This is a genomic window from Nitrincola alkalisediminis (assembly GCF_009821115.1).
GTDB lineage: Bacteria > Pseudomonadota > Gammaproteobacteria > Pseudomonadales > Balneatricaceae > Nitrincola > Nitrincola alkalisediminis.
Window position 1 is genome coordinate 176,372 of sequence record NZ_VYTY01000008.1, and the last position, 17,025, is coordinate 193,396.

Annotated in this window: 15 protein-coding genes and 1 riboswitch; of the genes, 6 read left to right on the plus strand and 9 right to left on the minus strand. The window is 47.2% G+C overall.

Annotated features, from left to right (window positions below; genetic code table 11):
* Position 1 precedes the first annotated feature (1 nt).
* Positions 2-1,033 (minus strand): tRNA dihydrouridine(20/20a) synthase DusA, encoded by a 1,032-nt coding sequence (dusA, locus tag F5971_RS13475; protein WP_081763792.1) that lies wholly within the window; start codon positions 1,031-1,033, stop codon positions 2-4.
* Between the two features lie 425 nt (positions 1,034-1,458).
* A riboswitch (guanidine-I (ykkC/yxkD leader) is annotated at positions 1,459-1,560 on the plus strand.
* A gap of 55 nt (positions 1,561-1,615) precedes the next feature.
* On the opposite strand from dusA, the gene F5971_RS13480 reads away from it, so the two are divergent.
* The 6 genes from F5971_RS13480 to uca all read left to right on the plus strand — a co-directional run bounded on the left by F5971_RS13480 (position 1,616) and on the right by uca (position 9,399).
* Complete coding sequence (locus F5971_RS13480; protein WP_193495389.1) at positions 1,616-2,668, plus strand: putative urea ABC transporter substrate-binding protein; 1,053 nt, start codon at positions 1,616-1,618, stop codon at positions 2,666-2,668.
* Between the two features lie 60 nt (positions 2,669-2,728).
* Positions 2,729-3,547, plus strand: coding sequence for an ABC transporter permease (locus F5971_RS13485; RefSeq protein WP_036510417.1), 819 nt, complete (start codon positions 2,729-2,731; stop codon positions 3,545-3,547).
* Positions 3,547-4,350, plus strand: a complete 804-nt coding sequence (locus F5971_RS13490; RefSeq protein WP_036510414.1) for an ABC transporter ATP-binding protein — start codon at positions 3,547-3,549, stop codon at positions 4,348-4,350. The genes F5971_RS13485 and F5971_RS13490 overlap by 1 nt, the downstream gene beginning before the upstream one ends.
* Positions 4,343-5,062, plus strand: coding sequence for an urea amidolyase associated protein UAAP1 (locus F5971_RS13495; protein WP_036510411.1), 720 nt, complete (start codon positions 4,343-4,345; stop codon positions 5,060-5,062). Before F5971_RS13490 ends, F5971_RS13495 begins: the two co-directional genes overlap by 8 nt.
* 11 nt (positions 5,063-5,073) lie before the next feature.
* The gene (locus tag F5971_RS13500) at positions 5,074-5,718 is read left to right on the plus strand and encodes an urea amidolyase associated protein UAAP2 (RefSeq protein WP_036510408.1); all 645 of its coding nucleotides are present in this window, start codon (positions 5,074-5,076) and stop codon (positions 5,716-5,718) included.
* A gap of 90 nt (positions 5,719-5,808) precedes the next feature.
* Positions 5,809-9,399 (plus strand): urea carboxylase, encoded by a 3,591-nt coding sequence (gene uca / locus F5971_RS13505; protein ID WP_193495392.1) that lies wholly within the window; start codon positions 5,809-5,811, stop codon positions 9,397-9,399.
* 84 nt (positions 9,400-9,483) lie between these two features.
* Here the strand turns inward: uca and F5971_RS13510 are convergent, their stop codons facing one another.
* From F5971_RS13510 to F5971_RS13545, 8 genes are all read right to left on the minus strand, one after another.
* Positions 9,484-9,969, minus strand: coding sequence for an STAS domain-containing protein (locus F5971_RS13510; RefSeq protein ID WP_036510406.1), 486 nt, complete (start codon positions 9,967-9,969; stop codon positions 9,484-9,486).
* Positions 9,970-9,971: 2 nt separating this feature from the next.
* On the minus strand, positions 9,972-11,138 hold the full coding sequence (locus F5971_RS13515) for a PP2C family protein-serine/threonine phosphatase (RefSeq protein ID WP_193495395.1): 1,167 nt from the start codon (positions 11,136-11,138) through the stop codon (positions 9,972-9,974).
* 72 nt (positions 11,139-11,210) lie between these two features.
* Entirely contained in the window at positions 11,211-11,912 is a 702-nt protein-coding gene (locus F5971_RS13520) for an MlaA family lipoprotein (protein ID WP_246187807.1), read from the minus strand.
* A 203-nt stretch (positions 11,913-12,115) separates the two neighbouring features.
* Complete coding sequence (locus F5971_RS13525) at positions 12,116-12,385, minus strand: GIY-YIG nuclease family protein (RefSeq protein WP_193495402.1); 270 nt, start codon at positions 12,383-12,385, stop codon at positions 12,116-12,118.
* Between the two features lie 8 nt (positions 12,386-12,393).
* Positions 12,394-13,803, minus strand: coding sequence for a siroheme synthase CysG (cysG, locus tag F5971_RS13530; RefSeq protein ID WP_193495405.1), 1,410 nt, complete (start codon positions 13,801-13,803; stop codon positions 12,394-12,396).
* 55 nt (positions 13,804-13,858) lie between these two features.
* Positions 13,859-14,590, minus strand: coding sequence for a phosphoadenylyl-sulfate reductase (locus tag F5971_RS13535; RefSeq protein ID WP_036510398.1), 732 nt, complete (start codon positions 14,588-14,590; stop codon positions 13,859-13,861).
* A gap of 13 nt (positions 14,591-14,603) precedes the next feature.
* Complete coding sequence (locus tag F5971_RS13540) at positions 14,604-15,089, minus strand: DUF934 domain-containing protein (RefSeq protein ID WP_193495408.1); 486 nt, start codon at positions 15,087-15,089, stop codon at positions 14,604-14,606.
* Entirely contained in the window at positions 15,073-16,731 is a 1,659-nt protein-coding gene (locus F5971_RS13545) for a nitrite/sulfite reductase (RefSeq protein ID WP_193495410.1), read from the minus strand. Before F5971_RS13545 ends, F5971_RS13540 begins: the two co-directional genes overlap by 17 nt.
* Positions 16,732-17,025: the final 294 nt, after the last annotated feature.

The window sequence follows — 17,025 nt, forward strand, 5'->3', positions numbered from 1 at the left end:
GCTAAGAGGAGACTAATTCAAGCGCTTGCCTGTAAACATCAAGCCCTGCACCCTGTTTATGTCCGTTTTCACTAATGTGTCGTCTGAACTGCTTTCCACCTCGCTGCCCATGAAACAGCCCTAACATGTGCTTAACCACGGCATAAAGAGGTATCCCTTTCGCCAACTGTTCCGCAACATAGGGCTCAAACGCATGCGCAATATCCAAGCGACTTTTAATGGATGATGAATCAGAGTAAAGCAATGCATCGACTTCACTCAAGAGAAATGGGTTTTGATAGGCTTCACGTCCCACCATGACACCATCCACGTGTTGAAGATGCTGCTGCGTTTCGTCAAGGGTTCGAATACCGCCATTAATCCAAACATCCAGATCGGGGAATGCCTGCTTCACATCGTACACTCTTTCATATTGAAGTGGAGGAATGTCACGATTTTCTTTGGGGCTGAGTCCTTGCAAAATTGCCTTACGAGCATGAATGATAAAGGTTTTGCAGCCTGTGTCGCGTACTTTTCTGACAAATTCAAGCAAGTATTCTTGACTATCAAGCTCATCAATCCCCAAACGATGCTTGATGGTCACTGGAATATCAACCGCTTGTTGCATTTGATCGATGCAGTCTGCAACACGATCTGGATGCCCCATTAAACACGCGCCAATCATATTATTTTGAACACGATCACTCGGACAACCAACATTTAAGTTAACTTCATCGTATCCATAATCTTCAGCCATTTTAGCGCAGAGGGCCAACTCACTCGGATCACCACCACCGAGTTGCAGCACGACAGGATGCTCTTCAGGGTTATAGGCCAAGAAACGCTTGGTATCTCCGTGAATCAAAGCCCCTGTTGTCACCATTTCCGTGTAAAGAACCGTATGCTTTGAAATAAGACGGTGTAAATACCGACAATGTTTATCAGTCCAGTCCATCATGGGGGCAACGGAGAAGCGATGGTTTTTGAGTGTTATCCCCTTATCCACTGTAGCAGCCAATTCAACTGCATTTAGAGGGTTTGGTGTCTGAATCATTTTCGGTTATTTCCAATCATAAATTAATTGCACATGCCTCACGGGCTCAAGACTTGATGCAGCCTATCCATTAAATCCAAAAGGAAGTGACTCAACAGAAAGTGCAAGCGAGAAATGTATAATCGCGACATGATCAGTGAACTTAAAGGCAAGGCGCTAGTATAACGCGAATCCAGCACCTTTGGCAGACAACCAGACGGCAAAACTGAAGTCAGAAAACACCTCGATAGATTAACACCCCCTTCTTTTTGCCCCATTGTCTAACACACTCTGACTATTTTGGTGCACTGAAAGCACAAGACTCTAATTCATAGAACATTAATCCCATGATTTAAAAAGAATTATAAAGTTGGCATCATGTTTGCTAAGCCTATTGAGTAAACTTGACAGTATTCTCGGTAATGCTGAAAAGCACACAATTTACCTTAATAGAGCGCTAGGGTTCCGATTGCACCTTGCAATGACTGGTCCGAGAGCACTCAACCTTCACAGTGAAGGTCACACGGCGGGACAAAAGCCCGGGAGATGATCGGCGATAATGCCGAGAGTACTCCATCCAATGTGACAACTGTGAGGTGTCCTATGAAGCGTTTTTATAGCTTAGTTCTTTTTTCTCTCGCGATTTTAGTGATGTCGTCGCCTGCCATGGCACGTGATCATTTTAAAATCTGCTGGTCCATTTATGTTGGTTGGATGCCATGGGGCTACGCGGCTGATGAAGGCATCGTCAGCAAATGGGCCGACAAATACGGTATCACCATTGATGTCGTGCAAATTAACGATTACATCGAGTCCATCAATCAATACACCGTCGGCGAATTTGACGCCTGCACCATGACCAATATGGATGCATTAACCATTCCTGCAGCAGGTGGCGTTGATTCGACAGCACTGATTATTGGTGATTTTTCGAATGGAAATGATGGCATTGTGTTAAAAGGTGTGGATAGCTTAGAAGGGATTAAAGGCCAATCCGTGAACCTGGTCGAATTAAGCGTATCCCATTACATGTTGGCCCGTGGCCTTGAAACAGTGGGACTCACCGAGCGTGATATCCGTGTTGTGAACACCTCAGATGCGGATATGGTCGCCATCTCAACCACCCCTTCTGTTACAGCCATTGCCACTTGGAACCCCTTACTCAATGAAATCCTTAGCCAAGACTCAATGAACCTTGTCTTTGACTCGTCAAAGATTCCGGGTGAAATCATTGACCTATTGGTCGTGAACACCGACACCCTCAACCAGCACCCTGAACTGGGTAAAGCCTTAGTCGGCGCTTGGTATGAAACTCTTGCAATGATGCAAGAAGGTGCTGAAACAGCCACTACTGCTCGTACTGCGATGGCCGAGGCATCTGGCACCGACCTCGCCGGATATGAAGCACAACTCGCCAGCACGCTGATGTTTTACAGCCCGCAAGAAGCCGTTGAATTTGCATTAAGTGAAACCCTGCCCAACACCATGCAAAAGGTGGCTGAGTTTTCCTTTGCGCATGGATTATTGGGTGATGGCGCTCCTGACGCAGGGTATATCGGTATCCAAACACCCTCTGCCATTGTCGGCAACCCCGATTATGTTCAATTACGCTTCGACCCAAGCGTTATGCAGCTGGCTGCAGACAACGAATTGTAAGTTGCTCTTCTATTTTTTGTCTTTTGACTAACGGGTGCACTGCACCCGACGGGACACACTATGAAACGCATATTGAACATAAAGCCCAGTCGGTTTTCGGCACTTTGTTTGGGACTATTACCTCTGTTGATCTGTGTGGTGATCTATATGATCGCATCCGATCTGCGCTTAGAGGCCAATCCAAATGACAAGCTCTTGCCTTCGTTTAGCCAAATGGGCGAGGCGTGGTCACGCATGGCACTCACGCCCAATGTTCGCACAGGAGAGTATATTTTCTGGGTGGATACCTGGAGCAGCCTGCAACGCTTACTTCTCGGCATGTTGATTGCGGCCAGCGTTGGGCTTTTAATTGGCTTACTCACGGGTGCCCTGCCTTTAATGGGCGCGACGTTTTCACCTTTAATTACTGTCTTATCCTTAATCCCACCCTTAGCACTGCTACCCATTTTATTCATTGTCTTTGGCCTAGGGGAGTTGTCGAAAGTGGCGCTGATTGCAATCGGCATCACCCCTTTTATTGCACGCGACATCCAACGCCGCACTCAAGAAATCCCAATTGAGCAATTAATTAAAGCACAAACGCTCGGAGCCAACACCGCTCAAGTGTTAATTCGAGTGCTCTTGCCCCAACTGATGCCCAAACTACTGGATGCAGTGCGCTTATCCTTGGGAGCTGGCTGGCTCTTTTTGATCGCCGCCGAGGCAATTGCATCAACCGATGGCTTGGGATATCGCATTTTCCTTGTCAGACGTTACATGTCGATGGACGTCATTCTTCCGTATGTCGCCTGGATTACCTGTCTTGCTTTTATCCTAGATCAAGTATTGGCACTGCTCAGTCGCAAGCTCTTCCCTTGGCATGTGAAAGGAGGCCATTGATGATTACCGCAAAAAACATTTGGAAGCGTTATAACGATCAAGTGGTGTTGGAGCGCATTAACATCTCCGTGAACGAAGGTGAATTTGTAACCTTAGTGGGGGCTTCGGGTTGTGGCAAAAGTACATTTTTAAAAATGCTCCTAGGCATCGAGTCTCCAAGCACGGGGGATTTACTGCTCGACAATCAACCGATACGCACCGAGCCAGATTCAGATCGCGGTATTGTCTTTCAGCATTACTCTGTTTTTCCGCATATGACGGTTCTCGAAAATGTGATGGCCGCACGCGCGTTTGCACGCAAAGGATTTAGCGGATATTTGTTCGGTCAAGCCAAACGTGACGCGCGCACAGCAGCTCTCGAAATCCTTGAGCAGGTTGGGCTAAGCCATGCCATAACACGCTACCCGCATGAATTATCGGGAGGCATGCGCCAGCGCCTTGCCATTGCTCAAGCCTTACTGGGTAAACCCAGAATTTTGCTATTAGACGAACCTTTTGGCGCTCTCGATCCCGGCATACGCGCGGATATGCACCAGTTAGTTTTAGATTTGTGGCGCACCTACAAACTAACCGTTTTCATGGTGACCCATGATCTAAAAGAAGGGTTTTATTTAGGAACGCGTCTATGGGTGTTTGATAAGGTACGCCACGATCCTCAAGCACCAAGCGCCTATGGTGCCACCATTACCTACGATCTGCCCATTGGCAAAATTGACACGTCGCTCTATGAGCAAATCGATAACCAACTGCGCCCAGTCATCATCCCTGACGAACCATCAATGGAGACACCCACGCATGATTAAAGAATCCCTCTACAAAACCCAAATTCCCGGTGGCGGACACTGGTCTTTGCGTATGGCTAAAGGCACGGCCATGCGCCTAACCGACCTGGAAGGCACGGGTAATGTCGGCATGCTGTTTTATAATCCAGAAAACTTACTGGAACGCTACAATGCACCAGACACTTTAAAATGCCAACACACCTTTAAACTCACGCAAGGTCACTGTCTATACTCGGACATGGGGCGTATCTTTTGCTCTGTTACAGAAGACACCTTTGGCTGGCATGACACCCTGTGCGGTAACAGCACGGCCGTGGATATTGACAAGCGCTGGGGGAAGCGTGACTACCAATCCCACCGAAATCAATGGCACCAAAATGGTCAGGATGCCTTTTTAGTTGAATTGGCTAAATATGGACTCAGCCAAGCCGACATGCCTGCCAACCTCAACCTGTTTAGCAAAGTGATAACACAGGAAGATGGCCGCTTATCATGGGTAACACAACCCAATGCACAACCCGCTCACGTCACGCTGCGCTTTGAAATGGATAGCCTCGTAATTCTTCACACCTGCCCTCACCCACTCAATAACGCTGAAACCTATCCAGCCAGTCCAATATTGATCGAGCTCGGTATGGCACAAGCAATGCAAGACGATGACCTATGCTTGAACGCGTGTCCCGAAAACCGTCGGGGTTTTGAAAACAATGCCTTGTATTACTTGGGACGCTAAGGAGACAACACATGATCACTGAAAGCCAACGTCAACCCCAAACAGCTGTCACACGCCTAACGATTGATTCGGGTGACTATTACCTAGGTTTAGTCAAGGAAGGGCAAACCCTGCGCTTAGTCGACTTGGAAGGAAATCAAGCCGCTGATACGCTGTTTTACAATGCAAACGATCCTTCTGAACGTTACAGCCTGAGCGATACGCTGCTAGCGCAGCAAGCACTCTATCTCACGACAGGGAGCCGCTTAATGTCCAACTTGCAACATGAAATGCTCGTCATTGTCGCTGACACCTGCGGCCGCCACGATACGCTGGGGGGAGCCTGTGCGACCGAAAGCAACGGCGTTCGCTACGACCTTGAAAAGCGCTGCATGCATGCCTGTCGGGACAGTTGGATGCTTGCCATTAACGAGCATCCGCAATTGGGACTCAGCAAACGTGATATTGGCCATAATATCAATTTTTTCATGAATGTACCGGTAACACCGGATGGCGGATTATCCTTTGCCGACGGTATTTCCGCTCCCGGAAAATACGTTGAAATGACGGCAAAAATGGATGTATTGGTGCTCATATCAAACTGCCCACAACTGAACAACCCTTGTAATGGATACAACCCCACGCCAATCGAACTCTTGGTCTGGGATGCGTCGTAAGCGCAGAGTTCAATTGACTCACCTATAACGCCAGTGGACGACCACTGTGATAGAAACGTTTGTCGGGACGGCCCGCACACAGGATAGACTATGTTTTCTAAAGTGCTTATTGCAAACCGTGGCGCCATCGCAACGCGCATTCTCCGAACACTCAAAAAGCTTAATATCACCTCGGTTGTCGTTTATGCTGAATGTGATGCCAAGAGTTTACACGTGAGTTTAGCCGATGAGGCCTACTCACTGGGAGACGGCAACGCAGCTACGACCTATTTAAACACCGACAAACTTCTGCAAATCTGTAAGGCCTCCGGCGCACAGGCGATTCATCCGGGCTACGGCTTTTTAAGTGAAAATACCGAGTTTGTGGCCTTATGCGAACGTGAGGGGATTGTGTTTATTGGCCCTACACCGGAGCAAATGCATCGCTTTGGTCTGAAACATGAAGCTCGACGCCTAGCCTTAGCCGCCTGCGTTCCCTTATTACCTGGCTCGGAACTGTTAAGCGATGTAAACCATGCGTGTACAGAAGCAAACCGTATTGGCTACCCCATCATGCTTAAATCCACTGCAGGTGGAGGAGGTATTGGCATGCAACTCTGTCACTCCGAAGAAGCCCTACGAGACGCCTTTGATAAAGTCAAACGCCTTGGTGCCAATAACTTTTCGGATGATGGTGTTTTTTTGGAGAAGTTTGTCCAGCATGCTCGCCATATCGAAGTCCAGGTTTTTGGTGATGGAAAAGGCAACGCCATTGCGATTGGCGAACGTGATTGCTCAAGCCAACGTCGCAATCAAAAAGTGGTTGAAGAATGCCCTGCTCCCCATTTATCCGATGCGACTCGACAGGCACTCCACAACACCGCCGCAACCTTATTGGCCAGTGTCCAGTACCGCAATGCGGGCACTGTTGAATTCATCTATGACACCGACACACAGGATTTTTATTTTTTAGAGGTGAACACGCGCCTACAGGTCGAACATGGCGTCACAGAAGCCGTGTTCGGTATTGATCTGGTCGAATGGATGCTGCGCCAAGCCAGTGGAGACACCTTCGATTTAACGCACGCAGCCTCAGAACTCCAGGCATCCGGTCATGCCGTTCAAGTCAGACTCTATGCTGAAGACCCATATTTACAATTCAAACCCTGCCCTGGCTTTTTATCTGAAGTGTTCTTCCCAGAGGGTGAAGGAATACGCATTGATCATTGGATTGAAAGTGGTATGGAAATTCCACCCTACTTTGATCCGATGCTGGCCAAAGTGATCGTCCATGATACCAGTCGTGAAGCCGCACTTGCCAAACTCAATCATGTATTGCACGAGATTAAACTTTACGGCAGTGAAACCAATCTAGCCTATTTACGCGCGTTAACTGCTGACTCGCAACTTCGAGCGGGCCAAGTGACCACCCAGTATTTGAATCACTTTACACACCAGTGCCATAGAATCGATGTGCTCCATGCAGGCACACAAACCACCTTACAAGATTTTCCCGGACGTCAAGGGTACTGGCACGTCGGCATTCCACCGTCAGGCCCTTTTGACAGCTACTCATTTCGTTTAGGTAACCGCCTTCTCAACAACCCAGAATCGGCAGTCGGCCTAGAAATCACCTTACAAGGTCCAAGTTTGGTTTTTTCAGCACCCACACAAGTCGTCATTACGGGGGCAGAGGTTGAGGTCAAACATAACGATACATCCGTGGCGTTGTGGGAAGTCATCAATCTTGAAGCTGGAGATACACTTAACATAGGACGTATTGCTACGGGTGCGAGATGCTATCTATGTGTACGAGGCGGAATCCAGTGCCCTGACTATTTAGGCTCGGCCTCAACCTTTACTCTTGGCCAGTTTGGCGGCCACAATGGTCGAGCTTTGCAAGTGGGCGATGTACTTGCGCTATCCGCGGATGTAACACCAATAGAAACACCTGCCTCATTAGCAAAAACACTTAAGCCTCAAATTCAGTCTAGGTGGGATCTTCGTGTCATTTATGGCCCACAAGGCGCGCCTGATTTTTTCACTCCAGAGGATATTCAAACCTTCTTTGCAAACGAATGGGAGGTGCATTACAACTCAAGCCGAACAGGTGTTCGCTTAATCGGCCCTAAGCCACAATGGGCACGACGTGATGGAGGGGAAGCTGGCCTACACCCTTCAAATATTCATGATAACGCCTATGCCTTTGGTGCTGTCGACTTTACAGGAGATATGCCCGTCATTTTGGGTCCAGACGGCCCCTCCCTCGGTGGGTTTGTCAGCCCTGCAACCGTCATTACAGCCGACCTTTGGAAACTGGGTCAGCTCCGCTCGGGAGACAAGGTCCGGTTCATTCCCATTGCCTTAGCCGATGCCGTCAGTCTTGAAGCTCTCCAAACAGCCAGTATCTCTAACTTAATACCGAGCAGCCTAGAGGTGCAAACCTTCTTGCCAGAGACAGCCATCTTTGCCAAGATCCCGGCCAAACATCGAAAAGATGAAGCGATCATTCGTCTTGCCGGTGATCATTTCATGCTGGTGGAGTATGGTGAGCAACACCTCGATCTCGGCTTACGCTTTAAAGTCCACGCCCTCATGCAATGGCTCCACGACCAGCATTTAGACGGGATCAGAGAGCTCACTCCAGGTGTACGCTCGCTGCAAATACACTATAACCCACAGGTGATAAGTGCAGCTCAACTGGTTGAGCAGTTAACAAGAGGTGAAGAGCGGCTGCGAAGTCATCTTAACGAATTGAAAGTGCCATCACGCATCGTTCATCTACCCTTATCCTGGGATGATGATGCTTGCCAGTTAGCAATTGATAAGTACAGCCAGTCTGTGCGAAAAAACGCACCTTGGTGTCCAAGTAATCTGGAGTTTATTCGTCGGATCAATGGACTCCCCTCATTAGAGGCCGTTAAAGACATCGTTTTTTCAGCCTCCTATTTGGTGATGGGACTCGGTGATGTCTATCTAGGGGCGCCACTTGCCACACCTATAGACCCACGCCATCGATTGGTCACAACCAAGTATAACCCAGCACGCACTTGGACAGCCGAAAACTCCGTTGGTATTGGAGGAGCCTACCTCTGTATATACGGCATGGAAGGTCCAGGTGGCTATCAGTTTGTCGGACGCACCTTGCAAATGTGGAATCGCTATCGCAAAACCCCTGAGTTCCAATCCCCATGGCTATTGCGATTTTTTGATCAAATACGTTTTTATGAAGTCAGTGCTGAGGAATTGATCAAAATACGTCAAGATTTTCCTCAGGGCCAGTACCCGCTCACAATTGAAGAGCAGGAATTTAGCTTAGCTGACTATCAGACTTGGATTGAATCTGAAAGCGAATCCATTGCACGCTTTAATCAGCAACGAGAAGCGGCCTTTGAAGCTGAGCTTTCGCATTGGCATGCGACCAATCAGTTTGACTTTCACTCAGAAGAAACAACAACGCTTCAAGAGGAACAGGTTTGGCCAGAGGACAGCCTCATCGCAGACAGCCCTGTGTCGGGAAGTGTCTGGGAGATCAAGGTCGATATTGGGGATAAGGTTCAGCCAGGACAGTTACTCGTCATTTTGGAATCCATGAAAATGGAAATCCCTGTTTTTGCACAAGAAGCGGGCGAAGTGACGCAAGTCCTCATAAAAAGCGGGGCGCGCGTTCGACCGGGACAAGCACTGGTAGTGATGCAATAGCTTATATGGCCTAGTGGGATACTATCACCACTAGGCCATATACAGCACAGTGAGGCACCTAGACAGCGAGGTCTCTAGTCGTGCTTATGAGCACTTTTCTAATGTTTCAACCAATCCCTTAAAGGCATCACGATTCGCCTCATTAAGATCAATCAGAACCTTGTGCGCCTGAATAATTCGTAAACGAACTTCGTCTTCAGACTCTAAAACGAACGGAACCTGCTTTAGATCGCTAACGCTGGTGGGCAACACATCCAGTAACACAAATACTTTATCAAAGCCCATGGCAAGCAGAATCTGAGTAATATCTGGATTCGTTGAAACGATTGTTGGTTTAGGCATGTTTCGCTCGGAACACTTAATTGCCAGCTTCGCAATCAGCCCCAAGGACGTACTGTCGATGTTATGGGTTTCAGTTAAATCGATCAGCGTATCATTAATGTCTTCTTTAGCGAGACAAAACGCCAAATGCTGATCAATCGTAGAGCAAAGGGTCAGACGCACCTCACCCACAAACTTTAAAACATAATGCCCATCACGGCATGCAAAAAAAATCTCACCATCACTCATGATCAGGCTCTAGATACAGTCATAATTGCGACATCATCAGGTCGAACATCCTCAAAGCCTTCCTCAATCATTTCTGTCAACTGAGAAGACTCGATATATCCCGGCTGCAACGTACTTAATAGCCAGTTTTCTTTTTCTTTCAATGAGCTACCTTTTAGGATCTCAAGAACACCATCTGAAAACAGGGTCAAACTAAACACCTGCGGCAAATCCAACTGGTGCTCTTCAAACTCAGGCTTTTCAAACAATCCGACAGGCATTCCGCGCCCTTTTAAAAAAGAACTGCTTTCATTACAGCTCAAGATTGGCATAGGATGATGACCACCCGTTGCATAGGTCAGCTTGGATGTTTGCGTGTCTAATAAGCCGACAAACATGGTCATATGCTTACCCATACCCGTGAGTAACATTTCTCGATTGATACGTTCAAGCGTTAACACGGGCGATAAAATATCAAAACTCGAATGACGCTTATAATTTCTTAATAAGCGATGCGTTAAATTCTTCAATAACACTGTCACTAATGCCGAAGACGCGCCATGACCTGAAACATCTGCCAAATAGAAAATAATTAAGTGGTCATTTATTTCTATCGCATCGACAAAGTCGCCACTTAGCAACAAGGAAGGTTTTAAAGTGTATTCCACCACTAAACCATTAATAGTTTGATGACGGGGAGGTAAAAGGTTTTGTTGAACATGTTGAGCGGCATGATGATCTGCTCTGAGCTCATCTAAACTGCGTTCAAGCGAGTCCTTTAAACGCTTTGACTCCTCTATGTACAAGGCTCTTCGCAACTGACGCTTCATCGAGTAGATAAACAGCTTCGGACTGAGGTCCAAATCCTCTACCACAAACACATCATCGGCCCCGGCGCGCAAAGCATTGATGATCGTCGTTGAACTCCCCTCTCCAATGATAGCAACAACGGGTTTAGGATTGAGAATCGACGAGGCATAATCAAGAAAACTTAAGCTCACGCCATTCGCAAGATCCAGAAGCGTCAAGGAGAACGACTTATGCTCCAACATCGCTTCGGCGTCTGCCACGTGCTCACACACAACCATACTCAGGTCAGGCAAACCACACTGCTCACATAGCGATTGTAGGCGCTCAATCACAATGACAGACGATGAAACCACTAACACCGTATGGCTAGGGCGAATCATACATCAGTAACCCCTGCTGTTTTTATGATTCATGAACACCCTGCTTGAAATACGCTTGAACATGGCTAGCGTTTAAAAATCCGTTTCGTCAAAGCTGACACGAACATCACCATCACGAACAAGGAACTCACGACGTTGCAAATATGAGTCACGAATAAACGAGTAACGATCACCCGAAATCATACGCTCAGCTTCAAGTAAACGCGCTCGAGTGTCAATTAGACGTAATGCTTGCAATGAATTACGAGTGGCACGATCATCAACATAAACAATTGGATTTAGATACCAATCAGGCACCATTCCCACTGTATCTCTAACTGAGCTAGGACCAAAGAATGGCAATACAACATAAGGACCTGATGGCATTCCCCAATACCCTAGCGTTTGTCCAAAATCTTCATCGTGTTTCGCAATTCCCATAGGAGTTGCGACATCAATCAGACCTGCCAAACCAAAGGTTGTATTAAACGTAAAGCGTGCTACGTCTTCAAACGCATTATGAACCTTGCCCTGCAACAGATTGTTGGCAAATGTACGCAGCCCTTTTAGGTTATCAAAAAAGTTGCTGACACCTGTCTGAGCCAGTTCAGGCGTTATAAACTTGTACCCTTGTGCTAAGGGTTTTATCGCCGCACGATCAATTGTTTCATTAAATGAAAACATTGCACGATTGAAGCCTTCCCATGGATCACTCTCGGTTTGTGCGTGAAGTGGAGCAATCGACACAAACGTAACCAGACTGGCGACGGCCAGCTTTTTTGATAAATTTGACACCATTATGGATCCTTTACTATGCCAGACGTACATGGACGTAATTTCGTTATTGTAGTCATTGATGCGCTGCGAATAAAGCATTCTCAAGTTATAATTATTTAAAACATAGGGACTACCTAACAGCCAATAGGCTAAAGCGACTCATTGAGAAGGGCAAAATCGAAAATAACGGAAAAGTGATTAGACTCGGCGTATTAATCAACTCATGATGTATTGAGCATTAAGCGCTCCTTACCCGAACGCGATAGTTTTTTTAAGGCACTTTCACGCTTGGATGCCAAACTGCGGTTGGCCTGCTGTTCAAAATACACAAGCTGAACCGGTCGTCTTGAGCGCGTGTAGCGGGCTCCGCGCTTATCACAGGCGTTATGCTCCTGAAGACGACGCTCCAGATCCGTGGTGATGCCAGTGTAGAGTGAGTTATCTGAGCAGCGTAACAAATACACGTACCAGATGGGCTTCGCATCAGACATTTAAATGATTAGTTAACCTGTGGCCCCACAAGCGCTTTCTGGCCAAACCAAGCAAGCTTTTCTTGGAGCGACACCACTTCTCCAACAATAATAATGGCGGGCGCTTCTAACTGAGCTTGATTTTGTCGTTCAACAATATTTGACAGAACCCCTGTCAGCACTTTTTGCTGGACTGAAGTCCCTTGAGAAACAATCGCAATTGGAGTGTTTTCAGGCTTACCATGACTTAGCAAGCCACTGACCAACACGTCTAGCGTATGCAGCCCCATATAAAAAACAATTGTTTGATTTGGCTGAATCAACTCTTCAAAATTCAGATCGCTTGTTCGGTTTTTTAATTGACCTGTCACAAACTTAACCGATTGCGCATAGTTTCGGTGCGTTAGGGGTATACCGCCATAGGTTGAACACGCACTTGCGGCCGTAATCCCCGGCACCACTTGAAAAGGAATTCCTGCAGCTTTTAACTCTTCTAACTCTTCACCGCCTCGACCGAAGATAAACGGATCTCCACCCTTCAAGCGCACAACCCGCTTTCCGGCACGGGCATGCTCAATCAGGAGCTGGTTAATATCTTGCTGAGGCACCGCATGGTGATCTCGCTTCTTGCCTACATAAATTAAGTCGGCGTCACGGCGACACATTTCGAGCACTTCAGCTGACACCAAGCGATCGTAAAGGACAATATCGGCCTGCTGCATGAGCCGCAATGCTTTAAACGTCAAAAGCTCTGGATCGCCTGGGCCTGCACCCACCAAGTAAACCTCACCCACTTGACTGTCAGGGTTCCCCGCTTCAATTTGTGCCAACAAGAGTGCTTCGGCCTCAGCATCCTGCCCTGCAAACACACGCTCAGCCACTTGACCATTCAACACTTTTTCCCAAAAAACACGGCGCTCATTGACGGAGTTAAAACGTGCTTTGACCTTGTCACGCAAACGCCCAACCAACTGACCTAAACGACTAAAGCTCACCGGAATTTGACTTTCTAGTTTTGAGCGCAATAAGCGCGCCAATACTGGAGACTGCCCCCCTGAGCTAATCCCGATAACAATCGGCGAACGATCGACAATCGCTGGAAAAATAAATGTACAGAGTGGTGGATTATCAACAACATTAACGGGCACATTCGCCGCCACCGCATCGTGATATACCTGCTCATTCAACTGCTCGTCATCGGTTGCCGCGAGCACCAGGGTTCTGCCAAGAATCAAACCCGACGCATACTCACCAATAATGATTTGCCCGTGCGATTCCTCTAGCAAGGCTTGCAATTCAGGATGGACATCTAAAGATACCACCGTAATTTGAGCACCAGCTCTTACCAGCAATCGCGCTTTACGCAACGCAACATCTCCCCCTCCGACAAGCAAAACTTGACGACCCTTGAGATCAAAGAAAAGAGGTAGATATTCCATGGTTAAGATCCTAGATCGAGGTTATCAGCTCACGAATACGAGCTGATAACAAATTTTATCTGGGTTTTAGAGGTATTAATGAGGAGGCGGCTGCATGCAACCCGCACTCTCTGTTTTCTGGATTTTCCCACCACCAACGCCCCGCACGCAAGTCCTCACCTACCGAGATTGCGCGGGTACAGGGTGCACAACCGATACTTGGGTAATGACGATCATGCAATTCATTGTAGGGAACCTCAAAGAAACGCAAGTACGCCCATACCTCGGACTCTTTCCAATCAGCTAACGGATTAAGCTTTTGAAGCCCATTCCCAGCATCCCACTCCGAAAACTCCACTGCATCACGGGTAACCGACTGTTCCCGACGCAAACCGGTAATCCACGCCTTACGTCCTTTAAGCGCCCGCGCTAGTGGCTCAAGCTTACGCACAGCGCAGCATTGTTTACGGAGTGCTTGCGACTCGTAAAAACCATTAATTCCAGACTCACGAACATAGGCTTCTACTGAGGCGGCATCAGGATAAAAAACATCGACTTTTGACGCAACGTAACGCTTGGTCATCGTCGCCAACAAGGTTAAGGTCTCTTCTGGAAGACGCCCTGTGTCTAGCACAAACTGAGGTATCGATAATGCATGGCGATCAATGAGGTCGGCCAGCAACATATCTTCAGCACCTAAACTATTGGCCAGCACAAGACTGCCGTCGTAAAGCGAGCTTGCTTCTTGAAGACGGGCGACAACCGAATCGACTTTACTTTGTAACTCTGGCGTTAAGCTATCAGTCACACTTCACCCCATCTCATTGATGATAAATCGGGCGCGGGTCATCCGCACACCCCTGATAATGAACGCTGATTTCAGAGAAGGCATGCAAAGCCTCATCGGAGTAGATCTCATCTGCTATCAAGAAAGCATTAAACCCACAACGCTCAAGGTACCCCAAACGGTCTCGCCCAACATCACCGACCGCACGCAACTCACCCGTATAACCCACTCGACGCAGTTGACGCGCTAAACTAAATCCACGTCCATCACGAAACACAGGAAATTCAATGGCAATTAAAGAAAGCTTGGAAAGCCAAGGTACAATCTGCCCAACCTCGACATCCCCAGTCACCTGTACACCCAACTGCTTTGGACTCAAAGCATCAGCCGCTTCAATGTATTCAAATGGAACCAATAGAAGCTCATGACCCGATGCTTGTTCAACAAAATCAGCTCCGTCCTCAGGACTCACCAACACCCAAGAATCTTGAACCCTTTCCCGATTAATGATCAGCGGCATAGACTTTCTCCTTAAAAGGGGTTAAACCAACACGGCGAACGGTGTCTAAAAAGCGCTCTTCTTCAGTACGCTGTTCAATATACGTCTCTAGTATCTTGCGCAAGACGGAGGGCACTTCATCTGCAGCAACCGATTTACCCAGTACTTTACCCAAGGATGCATCCTCACGGCCAGAACCACCCAGTGTAATTTGGTACCAGTCCTCACCTTTTTTGTCGACACCTAAAATACCGATATGTCCAACATGATGATGACCACAGGCATTAATGCAGCCTGACATATTTAACTGGATATCACCGAGATCATACAAATAATCTAAATTTTCAAATTCAGCATTGATGGCATCAGAGATGTTTAATGTTTTAGCATTGGCCAAAGAGCAGAAATCAAAACCTGGACACACAATCATATCCGTTAGGGTATTAATGTTTGCTCTGGCAAGATTATGCTCAGACAAAACCTTCCATACAGCATACAGATCCGTTTGGCGAACTTCGGCTAACACTAAGTTTTGATCATGCGTTGAGCGGATTTCTGAAAAGCTGTAACGATCCGCCAAATCAGCAACGACATCCATTTGTAAATCGGTGATATCGCCTGGCGGGCCAAGCAAAGGCTTGAGTGACACCACAACACAGCGATAGCCAGCAACCTTGTGTGCCCGAGTATTACGTTCAAACCAAACTCGGAAATCTGCATCGGCCTCTAATTGTTGATCTAAGCTAACATCGTCTTTTGCACTTAGTTCATACGCATGAGGCGTAAAGAAACCTTTAACGCGTGCAATTTCCTCAGCCGTTAACTTTAATTCGGTATCGCGAGTGTATTGCCATTCAGCTTCAACAAGATCTCTGAAGGTATCAATACCTAATGCTTCAACTAAAATTTTGATGCGTGCTTTATATTTGTTATCACGACGACCTTTAAGGTTGTACACACGTAAGATCGCATCGAGATAGGATAACAAATCTTCTTTTGGCAAGAACTCGCGTATCACTTTTCCTATAACAGGCGTGCGACCGAGCCCCCCGCCCACTAAGACTTCAAAACCGACTTCACCCTCAGCGTTCTGCACCAAATGCAGTCCAATGTCATGCACCTGACTCGCTGCCCTGTCTTCTTTTGAACCAGTGACCGCAATCTTAAATTTACGAGGCAGGTAAGCAAACTCGGGATGCAAGGTTGACCATTGACGAATAATCTCACACCAAGGTCTTGGATCTTCAAGCTCATTTTCGGCAACGCCCGCAAAATGGTCAGTCGTGGTATTGCGTATGCAATTACCCGATGTTTGAATGGCATGCATCTGCACAGTAGCCAACTCTGCTAGGATATCGGGCACTTCTTCAAGCTTGGGCCAATTAAACTGAATATTGGTGCGTGTCGTAAAATGACCGTAACCTTTATCGTACTTACGAGCAATATGCGCCAGCATACGCATTTGCTCAGCCGACATTAATCCGTAAGGAATCGCCACTCGCAACATCGGCGCTTGGCGCTGTATATAAAGACCATTCATTAAACGCAAAGCTAAAAACTCATCAGCCGATAACTCGCCCGCCAAGTAGCGGCGCGTCTGATCCCTGAACTGTTCTACGCGTTCATGAACGATCTGTTGATCGACCTGATTATACTGATACATGATTACACATTTCCTCTGACACCCGTATTCATTGACAGGCTTTCAAATGAGCAGACAGTTGCGCAGTGTACTCTGAAAGCAATATAACTTTAAATAATAATTATGAATTTTATTAGATCATTTAGTAGTTAGCAGCCAACTCTTATAAAACAGCAGGCCTTATAAAACAGCAGGTCTTATAAAACAGTAGCTAGTATAAAATAGTAGCTAATGGCTAGCGACCAACTCTCGAGCAGTTCAACAGCCCACTCTCTCGCCAACCACCCTCACCGACCAAAACCCTTTGCGATCATA

Coding starts and splice junctions, on each gene's coding strand:
- dusA (WP_081763792.1), bottom strand. CDS start 1,033: ATGATTCAGACACCAAACCCTCTAAATGCAGTTGAATTGGCTGCTACA.
- F5971_RS13480 (WP_193495389.1), top strand. CDS start 1,616: ATGAAGCGTTTTTATAGCTTAGTTCTTTTTTCTCTCGCGATTTTAGTG.
- F5971_RS13485 (WP_036510417.1), top strand. CDS start 2,729: ATGAAACGCATATTGAACATAAAGCCCAGTCGGTTTTCGGCACTTTGT.
- F5971_RS13490 (WP_036510414.1), top strand. CDS start 3,547: ATGATTACCGCAAAAAACATTTGGAAGCGTTATAACGATCAAGTGGTG.
- F5971_RS13495 (WP_036510411.1), top strand. CDS start 4,343: ATGATTAAAGAATCCCTCTACAAAACCCAAATTCCCGGTGGCGGACAC.
- F5971_RS13500 (WP_036510408.1), top strand. CDS start 5,074: ATGATCACTGAAAGCCAACGTCAACCCCAAACAGCTGTCACACGCCTA.
- uca (WP_193495392.1), top strand. CDS start 5,809: ATGTTTTCTAAAGTGCTTATTGCAAACCGTGGCGCCATCGCAACGCGC.
- F5971_RS13510 (WP_036510406.1), bottom strand. CDS start 9,969: ATGAGTGATGGTGAGATTTTTTTTGCATGCCGTGATGGGCATTATGTT.
- F5971_RS13515 (WP_193495395.1), bottom strand. CDS start 11,138: ATGATTCGCCCTAGCCATACGGTGTTAGTGGTTTCATCGTCTGTCATT.
- F5971_RS13525 (WP_193495402.1), bottom strand. CDS start 12,385: ATGTCTGATGCGAAGCCCATCTGGTACGTGTATTTGTTACGCTGCTCA.
- cysG (WP_193495405.1), bottom strand. CDS start 13,803: ATGGAATATCTACCTCTTTTCTTTGATCTCAAGGGTCGTCAAGTTTTG.
- F5971_RS13540 (WP_193495408.1), bottom strand. CDS start 15,089: ATGCCGCTGATCATTAATCGGGAAAGGGTTCAAGATTCTTGGGTGTTG.
- F5971_RS13545 (WP_193495410.1), bottom strand. CDS start 16,731: ATGTATCAGTATAATCAGGTCGATCAACAGATCGTTCATGAACGCGTA.